General features: G+C 44.6%; 12 protein-coding genes. 8 read left to right on the plus strand and 4 right to left on the minus strand.

Features of this window, described 5'->3' with window-relative positions; all coding sequences use genetic code 11:
- Nucleotides 1-44: 44 nt before the first annotated feature.
- Nucleotides 45-407, minus strand: a complete 363-nt coding sequence (locus FQ608_RS16340) for a hypothetical protein (RefSeq protein ID WP_158859318.1) — start codon at nt 405-407, stop codon at nt 45-47.
- Nucleotides 408-639: 232 nt separating this feature from the next.
- Here FQ608_RS16340 and FQ608_RS16345 point away from each other — a divergent pair, with 232 nt between their 5' ends.
- Nucleotides 640-3,729, plus strand: coding sequence for a SusC/RagA family TonB-linked outer membrane protein (locus FQ608_RS16345; RefSeq protein ID WP_158859319.1), 3,090 nt, complete (start codon nt 640-642; stop codon nt 3,727-3,729).
- Between the two features lie 34 nt (nt 3,730-3,763).
- Nucleotides 3,764-5,305, plus strand: a complete 1,542-nt coding sequence (locus tag FQ608_RS16350) for a RagB/SusD family nutrient uptake outer membrane protein (RefSeq protein ID WP_158859320.1) — start codon at nt 3,764-3,766, stop codon at nt 5,303-5,305.
- 129 nt (nt 5,306-5,434) lie between these two features.
- Here FQ608_RS16350 and FQ608_RS16355 read toward each other — a convergent pair whose 3' ends face one another.
- Complete coding sequence (locus FQ608_RS16355) at nt 5,435-6,304, minus strand: helix-turn-helix domain-containing protein (RefSeq protein WP_158859321.1); 870 nt, start codon at nt 6,302-6,304, stop codon at nt 5,435-5,437.
- A 581-nt stretch (nt 6,305-6,885) separates the two neighbouring features.
- Between FQ608_RS16355 and FQ608_RS16360 the strand changes: the two genes are divergently transcribed.
- The 3 genes from FQ608_RS16360 to FQ608_RS16370 are packed head-to-tail and all read left to right on the plus strand — an operon-like array spanning nt 6,886 to nt 10,595.
- Nucleotides 6,886-8,211 (plus strand): peroxidase, encoded by a 1,326-nt coding sequence (locus tag FQ608_RS16360; RefSeq protein ID WP_158859322.1) that lies wholly within the window; start codon nt 6,886-6,888, stop codon nt 8,209-8,211.
- Between the two features lie 4 nt (nt 8,212-8,215).
- The gene (locus tag FQ608_RS16365) at nt 8,216-9,634 is read left to right on the plus strand and encodes a Dyp-type peroxidase (RefSeq protein WP_158859323.1); all 1,419 of its coding nucleotides are present in this window, start codon (nt 8,216-8,218) and stop codon (nt 9,632-9,634) included.
- Nucleotides 9,627-10,595 carry a catalase family protein gene (locus FQ608_RS16370; protein ID WP_158859324.1) on the plus strand — a complete coding sequence of 323 codons (969 nt, stop codon included), beginning with the start codon at nt 9,627-9,629 and terminating at the stop codon, nt 10,593-10,595. Before FQ608_RS16365 ends, FQ608_RS16370 begins: the two co-directional genes overlap by 8 nt.
- Here the strand turns inward: FQ608_RS16370 and FQ608_RS16375 are convergent.
- Nucleotides 10,587-12,491 (minus strand): D-arabinono-1,4-lactone oxidase, encoded by a 1,905-nt coding sequence (locus FQ608_RS16375; protein WP_158859325.1) that lies wholly within the window; start codon nt 12,489-12,491, stop codon nt 10,587-10,589. The genes FQ608_RS16370 and FQ608_RS16375 overlap by 9 nt on opposite strands.
- Nucleotides 12,492-13,181: 690 nt before the next feature.
- Between FQ608_RS16375 and FQ608_RS16380 the strand changes: the two genes are divergently transcribed.
- Entirely contained in the window at nt 13,182-14,420 is a 1,239-nt protein-coding gene (locus tag FQ608_RS16380; protein ID WP_158859326.1) for a Tm-1-like ATP-binding domain-containing protein, read from the plus strand.
- 41 nt (nt 14,421-14,461) lie between these two features.
- Here the strand turns inward: FQ608_RS16380 and FQ608_RS16385 are convergent, their stop codons facing one another.
- Complete coding sequence (locus tag FQ608_RS16385) at nt 14,462-16,630, minus strand: carboxypeptidase-like regulatory domain-containing protein (RefSeq protein ID WP_158859327.1); 2,169 nt, start codon at nt 16,628-16,630, stop codon at nt 14,462-14,464.
- A 173-nt stretch (nt 16,631-16,803) separates the two neighbouring features.
- On the opposite strand from FQ608_RS16385, the gene FQ608_RS16390 reads away from it, so the two are divergent.
- Together FQ608_RS16390 and FQ608_RS16395 are read left to right on the plus strand one after the other, a co-directional pair.
- The gene (locus FQ608_RS16390) at nt 16,804-17,667 is read left to right on the plus strand and encodes a phosphoenolpyruvate hydrolase family protein (protein ID WP_158859328.1); all 864 of its coding nucleotides are present in this window, start codon (nt 16,804-16,806) and stop codon (nt 17,665-17,667) included.
- Entirely contained in the window at nt 17,660-18,403 is a 744-nt protein-coding gene (locus FQ608_RS16395) for an AAC(3) family N-acetyltransferase (RefSeq protein ID WP_158859329.1), read from the plus strand. The genes FQ608_RS16390 and FQ608_RS16395 overlap by 8 nt, the downstream gene beginning before the upstream one ends.
- Nucleotides 18,404-18,562: the final 159 nt, after the last annotated feature.

Consider the following 18,562-nt stretch of genomic DNA (forward strand, 5'->3'; position numbering starts at 1 on the left):
AAATACAAATGTAAAATTAAATTTTTGACCAAACACCAAAAAAATCAAAGCTCATCGGGTTCCCGTTCCGGCCAATAGGGTCCTGTGAGGGTAAGTGCTGTTCCTTGGTCTGAGATTTCGTAGAAAAGGATCAGTTGCTCAGGGTTGGTGTCATGGATATTAAGACAGGCATTGAAGTGGACTAGCTCAAAGGTAACTGTAATCGAGCCTGTCATTTCAGTCAAATCGGAGGAAGGAGGCTTAAGCCGAACATTTTCCACTACCGCACCTTCCCGGCGGTAATAGTAAGACAAGAAGATCCCCATCTCGCTGTCGTTTTGATCCATTACGTTATTTAACCAGGGAATAAGAGATTTCTCCCTACTTTCAGGGGCTTTAAGGTTTATAAATTTCCACGATTCCTGCATGGTTGAAATATAAAGCTATTTTCGAGACTTTAGACAAAATGAAGGCGACAACATTTTCATTTTTGGTTACCTGCATTTGATCATTTTTGCCATCGATATCAATTCATTCCGTTGATTTAAGATTATTTAACTTAAAACATGTCGTTTTTATGCCAATAAATGTCGGTTTAGTGCATAAAATGATGCTTCGATAATGGATAGATTTAAGGGTGTATAAACTCAAAAAACCATTATGAAAAAAATCTTTATTAATCAATTATGGGGCAAGGCTTTGATCCTTGGCATCTTCATTGGGTTTCAGTTGGTTTCGTCGAGTTCGGCGAAGGCAATGGAATCAACTAGATTGGATATTATCGTCCAGGGTACCGTCAAGGATATAAATGCCCAACCATTACCCGGAGTTATTGTTGTCGTCCAGGGAACCAATGTCGGGACGGTGACGGATGGTGATGGCTCCTATCGGCTATCAGCACCGGAAAATGCTACCTTATCCTTCTCATTCATCGGCTTTATCAGTCAGAGTGTGGCGGTTGGAAACAGAAGTGTGATTGACATTGTGCTGGAGGAGGATTTGAAAAGCCTGGATGAAGTCATCGTGGTAGGGTATGGAACCCAGAAAAGGGCAAACCTAACAGGATCAGTGGCAACGATAGACGCGAATGAAATCATAAAACGTCCCGGTACCAATGTGGCTAATTTGCTACAGGGAAAGGTTGCTGGGTTGCAGGTTTCTTCCCATTCGGGAAAACCCGGAAGTGAAAACAATACCCTTCGAATCAGGGGTTTGGGTACCTTTAGCGCAGCGGGAAGTGATCCCCTTGTCTTAATCAACGGAATCGCAGGTGACATGACCACCTTGGATCCAAATGATGTGGAATCCATTTCGGTGTTAAAGGATGCCGCATCCAGTGCGATTTATGGCGCACGGGCTGCTAATGGTGTAATATTGATCACTACCAAAAAGGGCAGAGCCGGTGAATTGTCTATTGACATCCACAGCAACGTACAAGTCCAGCAAGCCACCCGCTTGCCGAAATTATTGACAAATTCCGCAGACTATATGATGTATTGGAATCAAGGAAGGGAAAGGTCCGGACAGACTCCTTATTTTACGCAATCAGAGATAGACGCTTTCCGAAACAATACGAACGACCCGGTGAATTATCCCAATTTCGATTGGATAGATCATTCCTTTAGAACTGCCGTTGCCCACAACCAGTCCATCAATATTGGAGGGGGTAATGAAAAGACGACGTTCAATGTCTCCCTTGGCTATTTTGATCAGCCAGGGATTACAAGTTTGTATGAGTTTAAAAAAGTAAACTCCCGAGTCGTGATTGAGTCCCAAATAAAAGATAAAATAAAGATTGGGGGTGATATTCAATTTGTAAGTCAGGACATTCAACGTAGCAATTGGGACAATGGCAATGTGGATTATCAGATATTGGCGATATACGGGGCAGGTCCGAACTACAATCCTACTATGACGCTCTCCGACGGGTCTCAAGGGCATGTGGCAAGATATAGTTCAGCGATTGGGGAATGGACCGTTCGAAATCCGGACGCCCAAGATGCCAGCGGAGTCCAGACAGATATCCGCTATAATGTCCTTCCGCAGCTCTATGCTGAAATCAAACCTTTAAAGAACCTAACATGGTTTACAAAGGGAGCCATCAATTACAATACTAGGGCCTATAAGAACCATGAAGTGCCTGTAGACAATTATTTCTTCAAAGACGGATCCTATGCCCATAACAATTCAACTTGGCAGCTTGGGGTGAGGGAAAATTGGAGTACACAGATGTTATCTACGTTTTATTCCACATTGAATTATCAAAAACAATTTAATGCCATACACGATGTAAATATTCTGGGAGGATACAATCAAGAATATAACTTGGACCGATCATTGGGAGGATCCAGGGTTTTCTTCCCAACAAATGAACTAAAAGAATTGGATGCCGGAGCGCCTCTAAATCAAAGCACAAGCGGTAGCTCTGGGGAATGGGCCATTCAATCCCTATTTATGCGGGCCATGTATGGGTTTAAAGGGAAATACCTTTTTGAAGCAAATGCCCGGTATGACGGAACATCCAGAATAGCGGCAGACACCAGATGGGGTTTTTTTCCTTCTGTTTCCGCCGGATGGAGAATTTCCCAAGAGCCATTTTTAATGCAAAGTACTTGGATGGACAATTTGAAAATCAGAGCTTCTTGGGGACAGTTAGGAAACCAAAACATCGGTTTATATCCTTATCAGGAAGTTTTGTCCACCACTTCGTATCCGTTTTCTACCGCGTTTCCAGGAGCGATCATGAACAGGATGGTGGACCCAAGACTAAGATGGGAGACCACCACCATGGCTGATATTGGCTTTGACTTAAGTGTAAAAGAGGGACTGTTGAATGTAACATTTGACTGGTTTGATAAAGTCACCGACGACATTCTTTATAATATACCCATTCCGGCAAGCATCGGTTTGACCTCTCCGACCGTTAACTTCGGCAAGATGAGAAACAGGGGTTGGGAGATAGAGTTGGGCTCAACAAAGCAAATTGGAGAGGTCACGTATAACGTCAGTGTAAACTTCACTACCTATAAAAATGAAGTGTTGCGGATTTTGGCTCCAATTTACGGAAACTACACCGTGCAGGAGGGGCTTCCTTTCAATTCCCATTTTATGGTTGAATGGACGGGAATTTTCCAGAATGAGCAGGAGATTGCAGAAGGCCCTTTACATCCCTTTAACCCCAAACCCGGTGACTTGAAATTCAAAGACCAAAATGGAGATGGGGTAATCAACGCGAGTGATCGGGTTGTAATGGACGGGGCCTATCCGGATTTTATCTACGGCAGTACCATTAATTTGGCTTGGAGGAATTTTGATATTAATGCCTTCTTTCAAGGCGTAGAAGGCGTGAAGCAAAGTACGCAGGGCTTGTCATGGGGTTTGGTGCCTTATATTCAGGGATCACCGCCACCGGTGGATTTTATCAATAATATGTGGACCGGAGAGGGGTCTACCAATTCCCATCCTGCCATGTATATTTCCGGTTATGGTCCGGTTACTGGCACCAGAAACTCGTATTGGTTGTTGGATGCTTCTTATCTCAGGTTGAAAAACCTGCAAATCGGGTATAACCTTCCCAGGGTAATTTCCCAGCGGATTGGGATGCAAAATGCCCGAGTCTATGTTTCCGGCGATAACCTCCTGACATTTACCAAATGGCCAGGTTCTGATCCTGAAAGAGCTGCTACCAACTGGTTTCAAGCCTATCCGCAGATCACCACCTATACTATGGGTCTCAAAGTACGCCTATAAGCTGGCATTTTCCAACCACAAATTTTGAAATATCATGAATCATATAGATAGAATCAGATACAATATAATGCGTCCATACTTCCTCTTATGTGCCTTTTCGACCCTGTTGATTTCCTGCGAGGATTTCTTGGAAAAGAATCCGACGACGCAGATTTCAAGTCCCACATTTTGGAAAACTCAAAACGACGCGGATATGGCATTGGCGGGAGTATATTCCCGGCTGAATGTAAACTCATTTAACTATGAGGGAGTTTACTCCCTGGACATTATGGCGGGCGATGCAAATGAAGGGGCCCAAAGCCTCGGGGCGAGCTCCACTGGATCTTTTGCCCTTGGGAACATGGAAGCGGTTTCAGGAGGTTTATTGGCGAATATTTACAATGAATGTTACAGGGGCGTAGGCTCATGTAATTTCTTTCTAGCAAATATCGATAACGTGGATATGCCTGAAAACGTTAGGACCATCTACAAAGCGGAAGTCCAGTTTTTGCGAGGGTTGTTTTATTTCAATCTGGTGGACTTTTATGGTGGCGTTCCCTTATACACGACACCGGTAACCATCGAAGAAGGAACCATTGCTAAAAGCACCAAAGAACAGGTTTATGCGCAGGTCTTGTCGGATTTGGATTTTGCCATTGCGAACCTTCCAAATACGGATTATAGCTCCGGCGGGCATGCTGTAAGAGGATCCGCCCTTGCTTTAAAAAGTAGGGTGCTGCTCAATATGTCTGATTGGACAGGAGCTGCGGCTGCCGCTAAACAAGTAATGGATGAAGGACAATTTAGCCTTTCCGATAATTACAAAACGATGTTTCTAGCCGAGGGTCAGACTAACAATCCGGAGATTATGTTCTCCACCAAATACCTGAACCCGGACAATTCCAGTCAGCAGGACATTCGGGTTTTATGGCATGGTATATGGAATCCTCGCGGAGAATTAAGGGATGCCTATGAATGCATTGATGGATTACCAATTACTGCATCTCCCTTGTACGATCCTACCAACTGGAAACTTAACAGGGATCCGCGGTTGGAGGAAAATATCCGGGCATTTACGGATCCGGCAATCAAAGCATCCGGTGAAGTGGTTCAGTTTGCGTGGAATGGCATTTCCCAAACAGGGTTGTCTCCGGTAAAAGGCGGCAATGTGGAGACATTGCCAATTGATTACTCTACCCGTAGTGAACAGGACTGGATCTTGATCCGCTATGCAGAGGTCCTGTTGAATTTCGCGGAAGCTACCAATGAAGCCCAAGGTCCAACGGCAGCGGTCTATGACGCCATAAATGATCTGAGGGCAAGGCCTGGTGTTGAAATGCCTTCGTTACCGGCAGGCTTGACGAAAGAACAAATGAGGGATAGAATATGGAACGAAAGAAGGGTGGAATTTCCCTTCGAGGGCATGAGATACCGGGATATTCGCAGATGGAAGTTAGCCGAAACATACATCAATACCTTGGTAGAACCGGGAAGCAATATCCAAAGGGTATTTGATCCGGCAAAACATTATCTGTTTCCGTTCCCGCAATCTGAAATTGATATTAATCCAAATCTGGTTCAAAATCCGGGTTATTAATCGAAATCATAGTAATGCACATAAGGCCAGGTTATTTAATACTTGGCCTTATTTAATTTTTGAACCCAAAGGCAGGGTGATTGTAAAACTTATCTCAATTTGCCTACACAGTTTTTGGAAAAGAGATTTCTACTCCATTGCCCAGCTTTGTTTTCTAAACTCAGCAGGTGTTTTATAAGTGTGTTTTTTAAACATTCGGGAAAAATAAGAAACATTTCTGATACCCGTCTCTTCCATGATTTGGGCCTGAGAGAGATCTGAGGTCACCAATAAGGCTTGGGCTTTTTCTATTCTTTTTCGAATCAGGTATTCGTGAGGGGGTATGCCCAAAATGGATTTAAATATCCGGGTAAAATGGTCTTTGGAAAAACAGGCCATGGTAGCGAGGTCATCTACAGTTATTTCGGCATGAAGGTTCGCTTGAATGAAGTTCAGGATAGGCTGTAGATTGTACCGCATTATTTTAGTTGGGGGTAAGGGGGGCTCCGGATTTATAAAATTGCTTAGCAGTTGCCCAATCATGCTTGTTGTTTCCAAGTGATGCTTGAGTGAGTCGAATGTTGCGGTCTTGTTTATCCAGGGTTTGTTTTGATAGACTTTTGGATCGTCATGTGGTAGTTCCAACCCCGGGTTTATTTCCAGAAGACGCTGAAATAAGCAGGAGATAAATGGGGAAGATTTCTCTTTTTGGTTTGTGCTGAACAAAGAGAAAAAATTCAGGCCGTTCTTCATGCTTACTTTAAAATTAATATAAATATGACTTAGTCCAGGTTGGAAGACATAGGTGCAGGGAGTAAAACTGGGCAAGAGATAGATATGGTTTTCCTCCATGCACACTTTACCGGACCCTGTGGTAAGCTTTCCGGCTCCCTTGGTAATTAAATACATTCTTGAGAAAGGACTGGTTACGTTTGGATAGGAGGATAAGTGATCAAAATGCTTAAATGCGATATGTTGCAGCTGGAAATCCAGCAATCCGTTAATTTTTTCACAATACATGACCTGTTTTCAATTAATGGAACAATAAGTAGATGGGTAGGTGCCCGAATAGGTGCTAAGCTATTACGCCCGAAGCAATAGCGGTAAAGTTGATGTAATCAAATAAACCTGAACGAATTGGCAATTACCCGATAGAATTAAAGTCCAGCTGTTTGGATAATTGGAATAAAACTGAAATGGCAAAATAGGTAGTGTGCAATAGGTGATAAGTGAAATATATCCTTTCGGAAAATTCAATCAATTAAAATTAATCAACTTATTCCAGAAAAGTGTACCACCTAAGTAATTTTTTTTCTCTCCCCCGAATGATGATAGCCGATTTCTAATAATTCCAAACCTTTCCACCAAACCTCGAACCGTTTACTTACCCATTTAACCTTCAACCAGTCCAATTTTGAATAATTAGCCATTAACCCTATATTTAATTCACTTGTCATTTAATAACCAATAACTTATTAACCAATAACCCAAAAGAGATATAGTTGACCTTTTTACTTTTTTATTTTTGAATTAATGGTATAATTGAAATTTTATTACGGTTAATTTTATATATTGGTAGTTATTAATTTTATTTCACTCCTATGTCTACTATTCACAGAGGATTGACGGTCACGGTTGTCGTTGAGGAGGAAAAGCTGGAGCAGGTCAACGTGTTATTGCATGATTTTAACCAACATGCCAAAACCTATAAGACAGCCTACAAAGAGCATTTGCCGAGCACTTATTTTATTAGCTGGCTTACGCTTCCCGCGCAGGTATATGCGGAAAAGGTGAAACTTCCCGCACGAATCCTGTTTATGACCAGCTATGTGGGAAGTAAAAAGCAACATATCTCGGAACTGGTAAATTTTTTAGGGCCACGCCTTCAGGCTGTATTTGAGATAAGTAAAGAGTTTTCGCCTTCCATTGCAAACTTGGATGATCTTGCCGCTTTTATCCGCAGAAAGACAGTTTTTCAGGCATTTTACTCGGGGTTTAAATTTATTCCTACCCAAGATGTATCTCGTGAACAGGAGATAAAATCCACTGTTTTTGACTTCTTGGAAACGCAGCGGGAGAATGCTGACTTTCCGAAAAAATCACCAGCGTCGGTAAAGGAGGATATCGAAAATTTCGTAAAAAATCAGGATGAATTTGGGTGGGCCAGTGCAGGCCTAAGTGATAAAAAGGCGGATAAAGTCAGGATGCTTTTACCGTTAGGCATCTTCCTTTTGGCTATGGCAACCTCGTTAGTCTGCTTAGTTCTGTCATTTTTCATGGATTATGCAGTTCTATCTTGGATGGGGTTAGTTTTTCCTGCGTTTTTGGTAATTCTTGTCCTGCTTTTCATTTGGCTTCGAATCAATGAGAACAATCCCCATATTCCCAACGAGCCTGTTTCCGATGAATGGATTCGACAAATAATCGAACGGGAGAAAAATCCGGTGCTCAACGAAATGACCGTAATTGCACCTCTTAAGAAAGGGTTGATTCGGAGGATTTTTCTCGGGCTCTCTTTAAGGTTGATCACGCTTGTGGGATATTTCTCCTACATACCTACCGTACATACTGCCCGCTGGCTACAGTTGGATGGAGGAAGGAGATTGGTATTTATTGCCAATTTTGACAATATTTCAGAAGCCTATGCCCACGATTTCGTCGACAGCGACAACCGGTCCCGAAATATGGCTGTGGTTTTCAGCCATGCGGCTGGTTTTCCGGCTACAAAATGGCTCGTCAAACGGGGATATAACCACCGAAGTGAGTACATGAAGGGAGTTCGCTTCCATCAAAAAATCACTCAGTTTTGGTATGCTTTTAATACGGGTCTTAGTGTGGAAAATCTAAAGAATAACCGCAAGTTCCGCGAAGGTTTATTTCAAAAAATGGAAGAAGAGGAAATTAAAGAATGGCTTTTAACGAATTAATGGCATGACGCTTGAACTAAATGACATGCAGGGACTTCTGATCCGTGGATTTGGAAATCTACTGGGAGCTCAATATGTATTGCTTCGCTTTACGGATGCGGCTCTCGGTAAAAAATATATTAGCGAACTGCTCCCCCTGATTACTCCGGCGACTGACAAACCAACGGATCACGCCATTCAGATGGCATTTACCTATTCGGGATTTTCATTTTTGAAGTTGCCTGACGAGGGTTTAATAAGTTTTTCAAGAGAATTTCGGGAAGGAATGACTGAAGACCACCGTCAGTTTATACTTGGAGATAGCGGGGAAAATGCACCGAACAATTGGGTATGGGGAAATGCCGCTCAGGAGGATATTCACCTGTTGCTGATTATCTATTCAAAAGATGCGGACACTTTGGCTGAAAAGCTTCTTTTTGAAAAAGCACGGGCTGACCAGTACGGGGTAGTGGAGTTGCATACCCTACCAACAGGACTGTTGCAGGACCACAAGGAGCATTTTGGGTTTCGGGATGATATATCAAGACCCATCATCGAGGAACTGGTTGAAAACGTCGAGAAGAAAGTCGGTGTTACTTTCCCTGCTGGGGAGTTTATCATGGGATACAAAAACCTATACAATGAATACGCTCCCGCCCCATACTTATCAGCTACCCACGATCAAATGAACATCCTGCCCTCTTCGCCGGATTTTGCGGATAAGAAGGATTTTGGAAAGAATGGGACCTATTTGGTATTTAGACAGATGGAACAGGATGTATTTGGATTCTGGGACTACCTTAAAAGACAGGGAAAAGACACGGAAGAAACAATTTGCTTAGCCAGCAAAATGGTAGGCCGATGGCCGGATGGGTCTCCACTGACTTTGACACCTGATAGAGCGGATCCTTCACTTAGTACGGCCAATGCCTTTGGTTTTTGGGATGAGGATAAAGCCGGATTAAAATGTCCCATTGGAGCCCATATCCGCAGAACCAATCCCAGGGACCACCTTGTCACCGAGCGTACGCAAAAAGATTCCAGTGAAATGGCGGCCAAGCATCGCATGCTTCGTAAAGGACGACCCTACGGGACGCCGGTTTTGGAACCCCTTGAACCTAAAGGCATCATGGAATTGCCCAGGGATAATGAAAGGAGGGGATTGCACTTCCTGTGTTTAGTGACAGACATCCGACGGCAGTTTGAGTTTGTGCAAAACAACTGGGTGAACTTCCACAAGTTTGGTGGCCAGGATCACGATGCGGATCCGATCATAGGCAATCACTACAAATCCGATAAGGTCGTTACCGATGAATTTTGTATTCCCGAGTATCCCGTTAAACGCAAACTTAAAAACATCCCGAATTTCACGCTTATAAAAGGTGGAAGTTATTTCTTTTTCCCGGGAATCAGGGCACTAAAATACCTAGCCAGCCATGAATAAAACAGCTATAAATCCCAACGAGGAAAAGGAAATCCAGGAAATTATTCAAACGATGAAGGATTTTCTTTCAAAGACCTATCCGGATGGGAAAATAAAAAGAAATTTCCATCCCAAGATGCACGGATGCTTATCGGCAACCTTTGCTATCCGCAATGACATACCGGATAACCTTAAGCATGGATTGTTTCAAGACCCCAGTACCTATGATGTTTGGCTACGGTTTTCAAATGCGCCTCCAAAGATCGGATCGGATAAAGGAAGTTCCGGTCGGGGATTAGCCATCAAGGTGTTGGATGTGCCGGGACCTGTAATTGAAGTAGATCCACTAGGGATGAATTGCCAAAATTTTTTATTGACGACCAGCCCCATTCTTTCTGCCTGGAATATACCACTTTACAACAAAGCCATTAAGGCCATTCTAAAGGGATGGAAACAACAATTAGTTTTTGCACTAAACCCGAAGCATTGGAGAAGCCTTTATTTAACCCTTAAATATTCCAAAAAGCACGACAACCTGTTGGCCCAAACCTATTTCTCGGGAGGGGCTTTTTCTCTTGGTCCAGACCTATTTGTCAAGTTCCTGTTGAAACCGAAAAATCCTGAATTGGGATATTCGCTGGAAAAAGAGAAGTCGGAAAATTTTTTGAAAGATCAGTTAACCGCAGATTTTCAACAAGCCAGTCAAGGCTTTACGCTTTGTGTGCAGGTTCAAGAAAATGAAAAAACGGAGCCTGTGGAGGATACCTCCATCGTATGGAAAACAGCCGCAGTTCCGGTAGCAGATTTGATTATACCCAAACAGGAATTCGATTTCGGGCAGCGAAACGAATTCGGCGAAGCGCTTTCGTTCTCTCCCTGGGTTTGCATGGAGGCCCATCAACCTGTTGGAGCTATTAACAGGGCAAGAAAAGCAGTTTACAAGGAATTGGCTGAATTCAGAAAAAATGGTGCGTCAGTCTAGTAAATTTTTAATAAAAGGATTAGTAAAGGTTTCCCCGCCAAATTTTGCCTGGTGTTTTTTCCAGTCCTCATAGTTGGGAAACGCGGCGGACACCATTTCCTTAGACCAAGGAAGTAAGGAAAGACCCCAATGGGGAACTCCTCCAATTTCAACTAGTTCGGCTTCAAGGCGTTTCAGCAGTGAAATGGTACCCGTTACTCCTTTGACACTCACAACCTCGATCATGCAGGTATCGAATTGGTTCATCATGGAAAAGTAAGCGGGGCACTGTTTGACATATCGCAAAGAAAAAGGTGCTGCCAAATAGTGTCCGTATTCCATCGCTTCTTTACAGACGTTGATAATCAGATCCACTGCCTCAAAAGCCTTATCAATCTCAAATCCCAGTTCGATGGCATAGCCGTAAAATTTAAGTTCACCCAGACCTTGGTCCAATACTTTATTATATACATCTTCAAAACCGCCTCCCTTCTCCGCATAATCTTCCAAGCGTATTAGAGAATTATTGGTCAACCGGGGGATGTTTTGTGAATTCCTGTTAAAGATCCAGGAGGATAACCTGCCAGAAATCGAAATCCCAGATACAAAAGAGGATAGATAATTGCGGTTCTGTTGCGCGTTTGGTGGCACCTTACAGGAATGGGTATAATTCCGGGTGGTCACCAAACACTTTCTAGCAGGAACATCTTCCGTTTCATCTATGTAGGGATTGATCAACACTTCAAAATGCCTATGGCTGTTGATAAATTTATAGAGATCTCCTTCCCGCATTTTGGCTTTAAATGCTTCCCACTCCCATACTGTGCGCTCCTCGTATAGCCGATAAGACTCCTGTACTTCTATAATCATGGAAAAAACCAGTCCCATCGACCCCACTCCGACCATAACTGCGTGAAAAGCGTCATCATCCTGAATAAGTTGAATTTCATGATCTTGAATATCCCTGTCTGCCAGAAACAGCCCCCGGTCAGTGATACCCTCCGAGGGTTCGATCCGGTAAGACTTTCCGCCTGTGCCAACAATGGTCATAGACCTGACGATACTTGGTAGGGGACCAATGCCTATTCCCGAACCATGCGTCGAGGTGGCGATCGCACCGGAGATGGATTGTATGCTTGATCCACCTTTGTTCATCAGGGCTAGCCCTTCTTTTTCCAGGGCGGTTATTAACTGGTGTACTTTTGTACCCCCACTGGTTTCGAAGAGAAAATGCTTTTCTAAGGATTTTTTGTTCTGGAAATTTACTTCCACATCAAATCCATCCACATATTCCGGCTTGATAAATTGGGAAGCTTTACGCTGGGTTAGGTTCAAGTCGTGGGTGCAAATGATAAAATCTTCACATTGGGCGATTGGGGTTAGCGCATGACCTGAACCTATGGCCCTGATTTTTCTGCCTTCATCTTCTGCCCTGAGGATGATATCCTTTACTCCCTGCAATCCCTCAAAATCGTAAGTGCTCCATCTTTCGGACATTTTTTCGAAGTCCGAATGGCTGCCGCTGCCGGGAACAAATATTTTCAAGGGTTCGGAACTGTGGTTGCCATACCAGTTGCTCCAACGTTGTCGGTAGGGAAAGTCACTTTTGTATATTTTACTGTAGGAAAGCTCATTGTCCAGGGAAAGCATAACATGCTCGTGGCTTGGAGAAGTTCTGTTCAGCCTCGCTTCGATCTTTCTTCGGATCCATTTTGGTTGGACGACAAAGTTGACCCGTTTTACCCATTGGTTCCTCCGTTCCCTGGTGCAGTGGTTGGTTAGGGAGTCGTCCAAATCTTCTATTCGTTCGGGGAGGTTTTTGCGGTTAAACACTACCGCTGTCAACAGCCTAAATACAACCCACGATATGATTGCGTTACCTTTTTTTTTTTGAATGAATGTGGCAAAAAGTAGCATAGAGGATAGGGTTAAATTTTTGGTGAAGAAGTTTACTAATATAGGTGTATTGTTTGGTTCAAGCAAAAAAAAGGTAAGTAAAGTACTGGTTTTTTAAAAAATATAGAATTGAAATGGGATTTTAAAGAAGCAATTTTTTTGAAGGCAGAAATGTTTAAACCGAATGGAATGGTAGGCTTGTTTTTGATGTTTATTTTGCTTGGTCAATTATACCGCCTTCTATCGTCCGTCCCTACGGGACTTTGGGAGGCGGTGGTGCTTTAGTTCCGTAGGTTAAAACCTACGGCTACTATATCGTTCGTGCCTACGGCACTGTGGGATAGTAAGAAATCCCTTCCACCATGAAAATGGAGTAATTGGCGAACTATGGGATTGAATGCACTCTTCGACATCTTAGCTCCGTAGGATCGGCCGACATAGTTGCCATAGGTTTCAATCGATTGTCTCTTCGGTTCCTTAGCTCCGTAGGAGCGGCCGACATAGTAGCCATGGGTTTGAACCCATGGTCAAGCGCAACAAAATAACCCAGAAGTGCCGTAGGCACGACCGATGTTTACCGCCGAAAGGTTGGGCATTGCCTTCATTGGGTATTTTAAAATTTACAATTCTCATTAAAGCAAAGATAATCAATTGGCATCAAAACAACAGATTATATACCTTTGAATAATCTCTTATAAAAACACCGTCACTATGCCCCAAACCAATACCAATCAATTTTTCGCAGTCATTGGATGCTTTGATACCAAACCGGAAGTTTTTGCCCATTTGCGTAGGAAACTTGAAGAGGCCGGAGAGTCTGTTGAAATGGTCAACGTGGGTATTATGGGAAGTACGGACCTTTTTCCCATAGCGGTAGAGTCCGTAGAAATTGCGGAAAGGGGAGGAGCGAACCTTGAAAGCCTTCGGGAGAAAAAGGACCGGGGCTGGGCATTGGAGCGGATGGCTGAGGGCTGTAGACACCTGTTGCAAGAATGGCAGGATCAGGGGAAACTAAAAGGCGTGATTGGCATGGGTGGAGGCGGTGGCACCTTTGTCTTTTTATCTGCGATACAGTCCTTGCCCTTGGGTCTTCCAAAGGTGATTATTTCAACCTTGGCAACCAAGGATGTCTCCAAACTGGTGGGAGCCAAAGATGTTGTGTTGATACCTTCTGTGGTGGATGTGGCCGGTATCAATTCTGTGATAGAACCCATCATCAATCAGGCGGCAGCCGCATTGGTGGCTATGGCCAAGGTTCCGCTAGCGGAAACTAAAAAGTATAAAGGCACCATAGCAATTAGTATGTTTGGCAATACCACGGATTGCGTCAATACTTGTACGCACCTACTGGAAGCAAAGGGATATGAGGTCATGGCATTTCATGCCAACGGAATAGGAGGGAAGGCTATGGAAGCGCTGATCAGAGAGGGTGTATTTGATGCGGTAATGGACTTGACGACCACGGAACTTGCCGATGAGTTTTGTGGTGGGATCTTAAGTGCGGGGCCCGACAGGATGAAGGCGGCGGTGGAAATGAATCTGCCGCTTGTTATTGCACCGGGCTGTTTGGATATGGTGAACTTCGGAGAACCCCAGAGCATTCCTGATGAGTTCGTAAACCGGACTTTTTATCATTGGGCACCGAATGTGACCCTGATGCGAACCAATAGGCAGGAAAATCAACTGCTCGGAAATTACATGGCGACCATAACTAATCCATTGAAAGATAAAGTAGCTGTAATATTTCCAACACAGGGATTCTCCCAAGTGGGGGAAACAGGAGGGAAGTTTTATAATCCGGAAGCGGATAATGCTTGGCTTCTTGGTTTACGGGAAAAATTAGATTCAGCTATTCCTATAATTGCAGTGGAATCTTCCATCAATCACCCGGATTTTGCGCATGCTGCGGTAAACCAATTGATTGAGTTGATAGAAAAAACCTCCCGATAGTTTCAAAAAATGGCTATCAGGAGGTATTCTTATCTGGTAAGCTATTTTGCCAACGGATCCGGTCTGATTTGGAAATGATATACCTTGGATGTAGTGCCTTTACCACCCTCCATATGGAAGGGTGTGCGGGAACTGATAGTTGCCCAAATTCCCCGGCCTTTCCAACCTGCGTCAGGATCGTCAATTCTCCCATCCATCCATTTGGTGTAGAACCCCATGGGATACGGCACCCGCAAAACGATCCATTCACCGTCCTTGAGCACAAGCAACCCCTCGGATTCATTACCGGTATTGATGGGTATATTTTCACCCAATCCCAACGTATTAAATTGGTCTACCCAAGTATAATAGCTTCCTTCCGCACTTCCGGTACCTGCCACACCCTTCATTTGTGGAAGGGGTTCGGTGTAAAATGTCCATCCTTCGGGACAATGCTGACCCGTCGCGTCTGGTCCGTTTAATGGTCCGGTACATTTGCTTCTGTCAAAGCTGGCCATATGACCACTTGCCAGTGCCACCCAGGCTATTCCGTTACGGTCTATGTCCATACCTCTTGGCGAAAAACCTTCAATCGGTTCGCCATTGTCGTCTAGGGGCAATTCATAATATTCTACCAAGGCAGTTTCAGTGGGATTGTCGCCGGGATCCAGCCTGATTACTGCTCCAGGATAACCAAGTGTAGAACCCCATACCGAGCCATCCGGTGCGGGTGCAACGGCGTATAATCCTCTCGCTATCCGTTTGTCTTTGGCAGGATCAATGGGGTCATTTGGCTCTACATATTCATCCCGTTTGCCATTACCGTTGGTATCCAAAATCAGCGGAGTCCATCCTTGTGAAGCGACTTCGTCTCCTGTTTCGTCGAACTTTTTTGTGTCCAGCCAACCGATTACCTGTCCACCCCCACTGGTCCACAGCGTATTGTTTTCATCCTCGGCAAACATCAGGTGATGGGTGCTGAAGGCTGTACTGATGTGTTTGTATTCTTCGGTACTGGGATCGTAAACACCTAAATGCCTGCTTGCCCGCTGGACAGGAAAGGCCTGTGCGGATGGGTGGTCTGATCCTTCCTGAAATTCCGCGGGATTGTCAGGCGGCCTTACCGCAGCGGTAATCCATACCCTACCCTTTTCGTCAAACATGGGATTATGTACATTTGCCTTGCTGTCCCAAATTACTTCATCTCCCCAATATGGCGAAGGTTGGGGCATATCCGGACTAGTAGGTCTGGTGGCTGTGTCACGCACGGTCAGTGGGACTTGGCTGATGGTATGGTTCACTGGATCCAATACCGGGAGGTAGTCGGCACTTAATTCCAATGCCCCGTAGATCAGGCCGTAAGGATTGACGGTAGGGTCTCTTCTGTCGGTGGACACCAGGTCATGCAGGTATGCCTTCGGATCCGCCCAATCCCATTGGGTAATCACTACATTGCGTTCGATTCCTTCCGGCCGTTTGGGTACCTCTGGAACTTCCCCTGCGGCAATCCGGTCTGTCCAGTCTGCGAACATTTTAAGGAGACCCTCTTTGCCTACCTGTACGACTGAGGAGATCATGTTAGCTCCAGCCTGGCCGGATTGAATTCTCCTTTCCCAGGCTTCCACCGAATTTTCGAAAGTGCCTAGATTTTCGGGCATTTCGCGGGTCCCCTTGCTGCCTAGCTGATGGCAGGCAAGACAGGTGCCGGACTTGATTGTCATCAGGTATTGTGCTTGGGTTTTGACGGTGGGTGAAATTCCGTTGCCTTCAGGACCTGTGCCCGGAAAATTGCTCTTGTCCGGCACATCCAACAGGGAAAACCAATACCCTGCGGGGTAATATTCCGCGGCTGCATGGGGATCAGGAGCAGTTACGGCAGTCAGGTCTACCGTTGTGCCAGGTTTTGACTGGACTTTTTCAGAATCTATCAAACCATAGCCCCGTACCCATATTGAAAAATTGCCATCGGGTAGATCTGGAAGCAAATAATTCCCATCGTCATCAGTTACCACAATTTTGGCGTACCTGGTAGGAAGGTCAAATGTTTCGGCGATTACCCAAACCCCAGCTTCGCGGCCGTTCGGCCCGGTTACTTGGCCAGCAATGTCATCGCTGTCTATGGATTCATTTGAATTGTTGTCTTCACAGCCGAAAAAAACCAGAACTGAGAAGATACATAGTGTAGGGAAAATATTTTGGAGACGTTCGGGCAATTTTTGAAAATTAACCATAGGTGGATGGGTTATTTATAGGAAATTGACTATCAATATACTACGAATATTTTTCAAGATCAATTGTTTAGGATAATTCGAATTCATTTGTTTTGAGTTTTAGTATATTTTGACAGAAACGCATATTTCTCCTAACTTGCTTTCTTTAATCAAAAACAAAATCCAATATCACTATGCCAAACCCATGGACCGGAAAAGGGAATCCCTACACACGTGAAGAGGTAAGAGAAAGATTGCGAAACACCGTCAACCAACAAAAATCGATCATCGCTGCCGGCGCTGGAACTGGAATTTCTGCTAAATTCATTGAAAAGGGCGGTGCTGATCTTATTATCATCTATAATTCGGGGCGTTTTCGAATGTCAGGTCACGGTTCCACAGCCGGTCTGATGGCATATGGAGATGCCAATGCCGTAGCCATGGAAATTGGCGAATTTGAAGTGCTACCCGTTGTGGAGGAAGTTCCCGTGATCTGTGGGGTCCACGGGTCAGATCCCAGGAGAAGGATTTGGCATCACCTTCTCAAGGTTAAGGAGATGGGTTTTTCCGGGATCAATAATTTCCCCACCCACTCCATCGTGGACGGACACTTCCGGCAGGTACTGGAGGAGACCGGGATGGGATTTGAAAAAGAGGTGGAAATGATCCGCTTAGCCAACAAAATGGAGCTTTTCTCCATCGTCTATGTTGCTAAACCAGAAGAAGCCCGGCAAATGGCTGAGGCAGGGGCGGATGCGATTATTTCCCATGTAGGCACCACGGTAGGGGGATCTGTTGGAGTTACCGGAGCCACCTGCAGCATGGATGAGGCCGTTGCCCGTACGCAGGAAATTATTGACGCCTGTTCCTCGATAAATCCAAACCTATTTTTCCTAGCCCATGGGGGCCCAATCAATACCCCGGAGGATGTTCGGGAGATATTAAGGCAAACTACGGCACATGGATTTGTAGGAGCCTCATCCTTGGAACGAATGGGAGTGGAGCAATCGCTTACAGACCTAACTAGAGATTTTAAATCCATTCGCTTGGATGGTTAAAGATGTTATTAAGTCCGAACTAATAGGCCTCGGGCTTAAGAAGGGAGATAAAGTGTTGGTACACGCATCCCTCAAGTCACTAGGAAAGCTGCCGGATGCGGCTAAAACTGTCACCGATGCATTTTTAGAGCTTTTGGGAAATGAAGGGACACTCTTGATGCCGGCTTTATCTTATAGTTCTGTAACAAAAGAAAATCCTTTTTTCGATTGGGGTCACACCCCGTCCTGTGTTGGAGGGCTTTCAGAGTATTTCCGAACCAGGACCGGTGCCATTCGCAGTATTCATCCCACCCACAGTGTTTGTGCGCTGGGGAAGGAGGCAGGTCATTTTACCGAAAGTCACTTTAATGAACGTACTCCTGTGGGATCAAATTCTCCCTTTTTTAAACTAAAGCAAGCGAAAGGAAAGGTGCTTTTTCTTGGCTGTGGCCTAAAGCCCAATACCAGCATGCATGGGGTAGAGGAGTTGGTTACACCTCCTTATTTGTTTGGCGAAGAAAGGGAGTACACCCTACGGATTTCGTCCGATGAGACTATAAAGAAAACCTATGTCCCCCATGGGTTCGCAGGCTATATTCAGCGTTATGATAGGCTATTGGATGTGCTGGATCCGGAAGATTATGGGATTGGAAAGGTATTGGAAGCGGAAGTTTATCTGCTTGACTGCCAGGTTTTCTGGAAAAAAGCTGCGGAAGTGCTGAGGCAGGATCCGTTTTATTTTGTGGATAGAGCGTAGGCGATGTGATCACTTGTCAAAAAATACCACAAAGGCCACAAAGAAGTATTAAAAACCTTCGTGTTCTTCGAGTGGTTACTCCTTTTTTTTTCACCGCAAAGGACGCTAAGGTTAGCGCAAAGTTTGCAAAGAGCAATTAATACCTTCGTTCTGAGAGTA

Source organism: Lunatibacter salilacus, assembly GCF_009797935.1.
GTDB lineage: Bacteria > Bacteroidota > Bacteroidia > Cytophagales > Cyclobacteriaceae > Lunatibacter > Lunatibacter salilacus.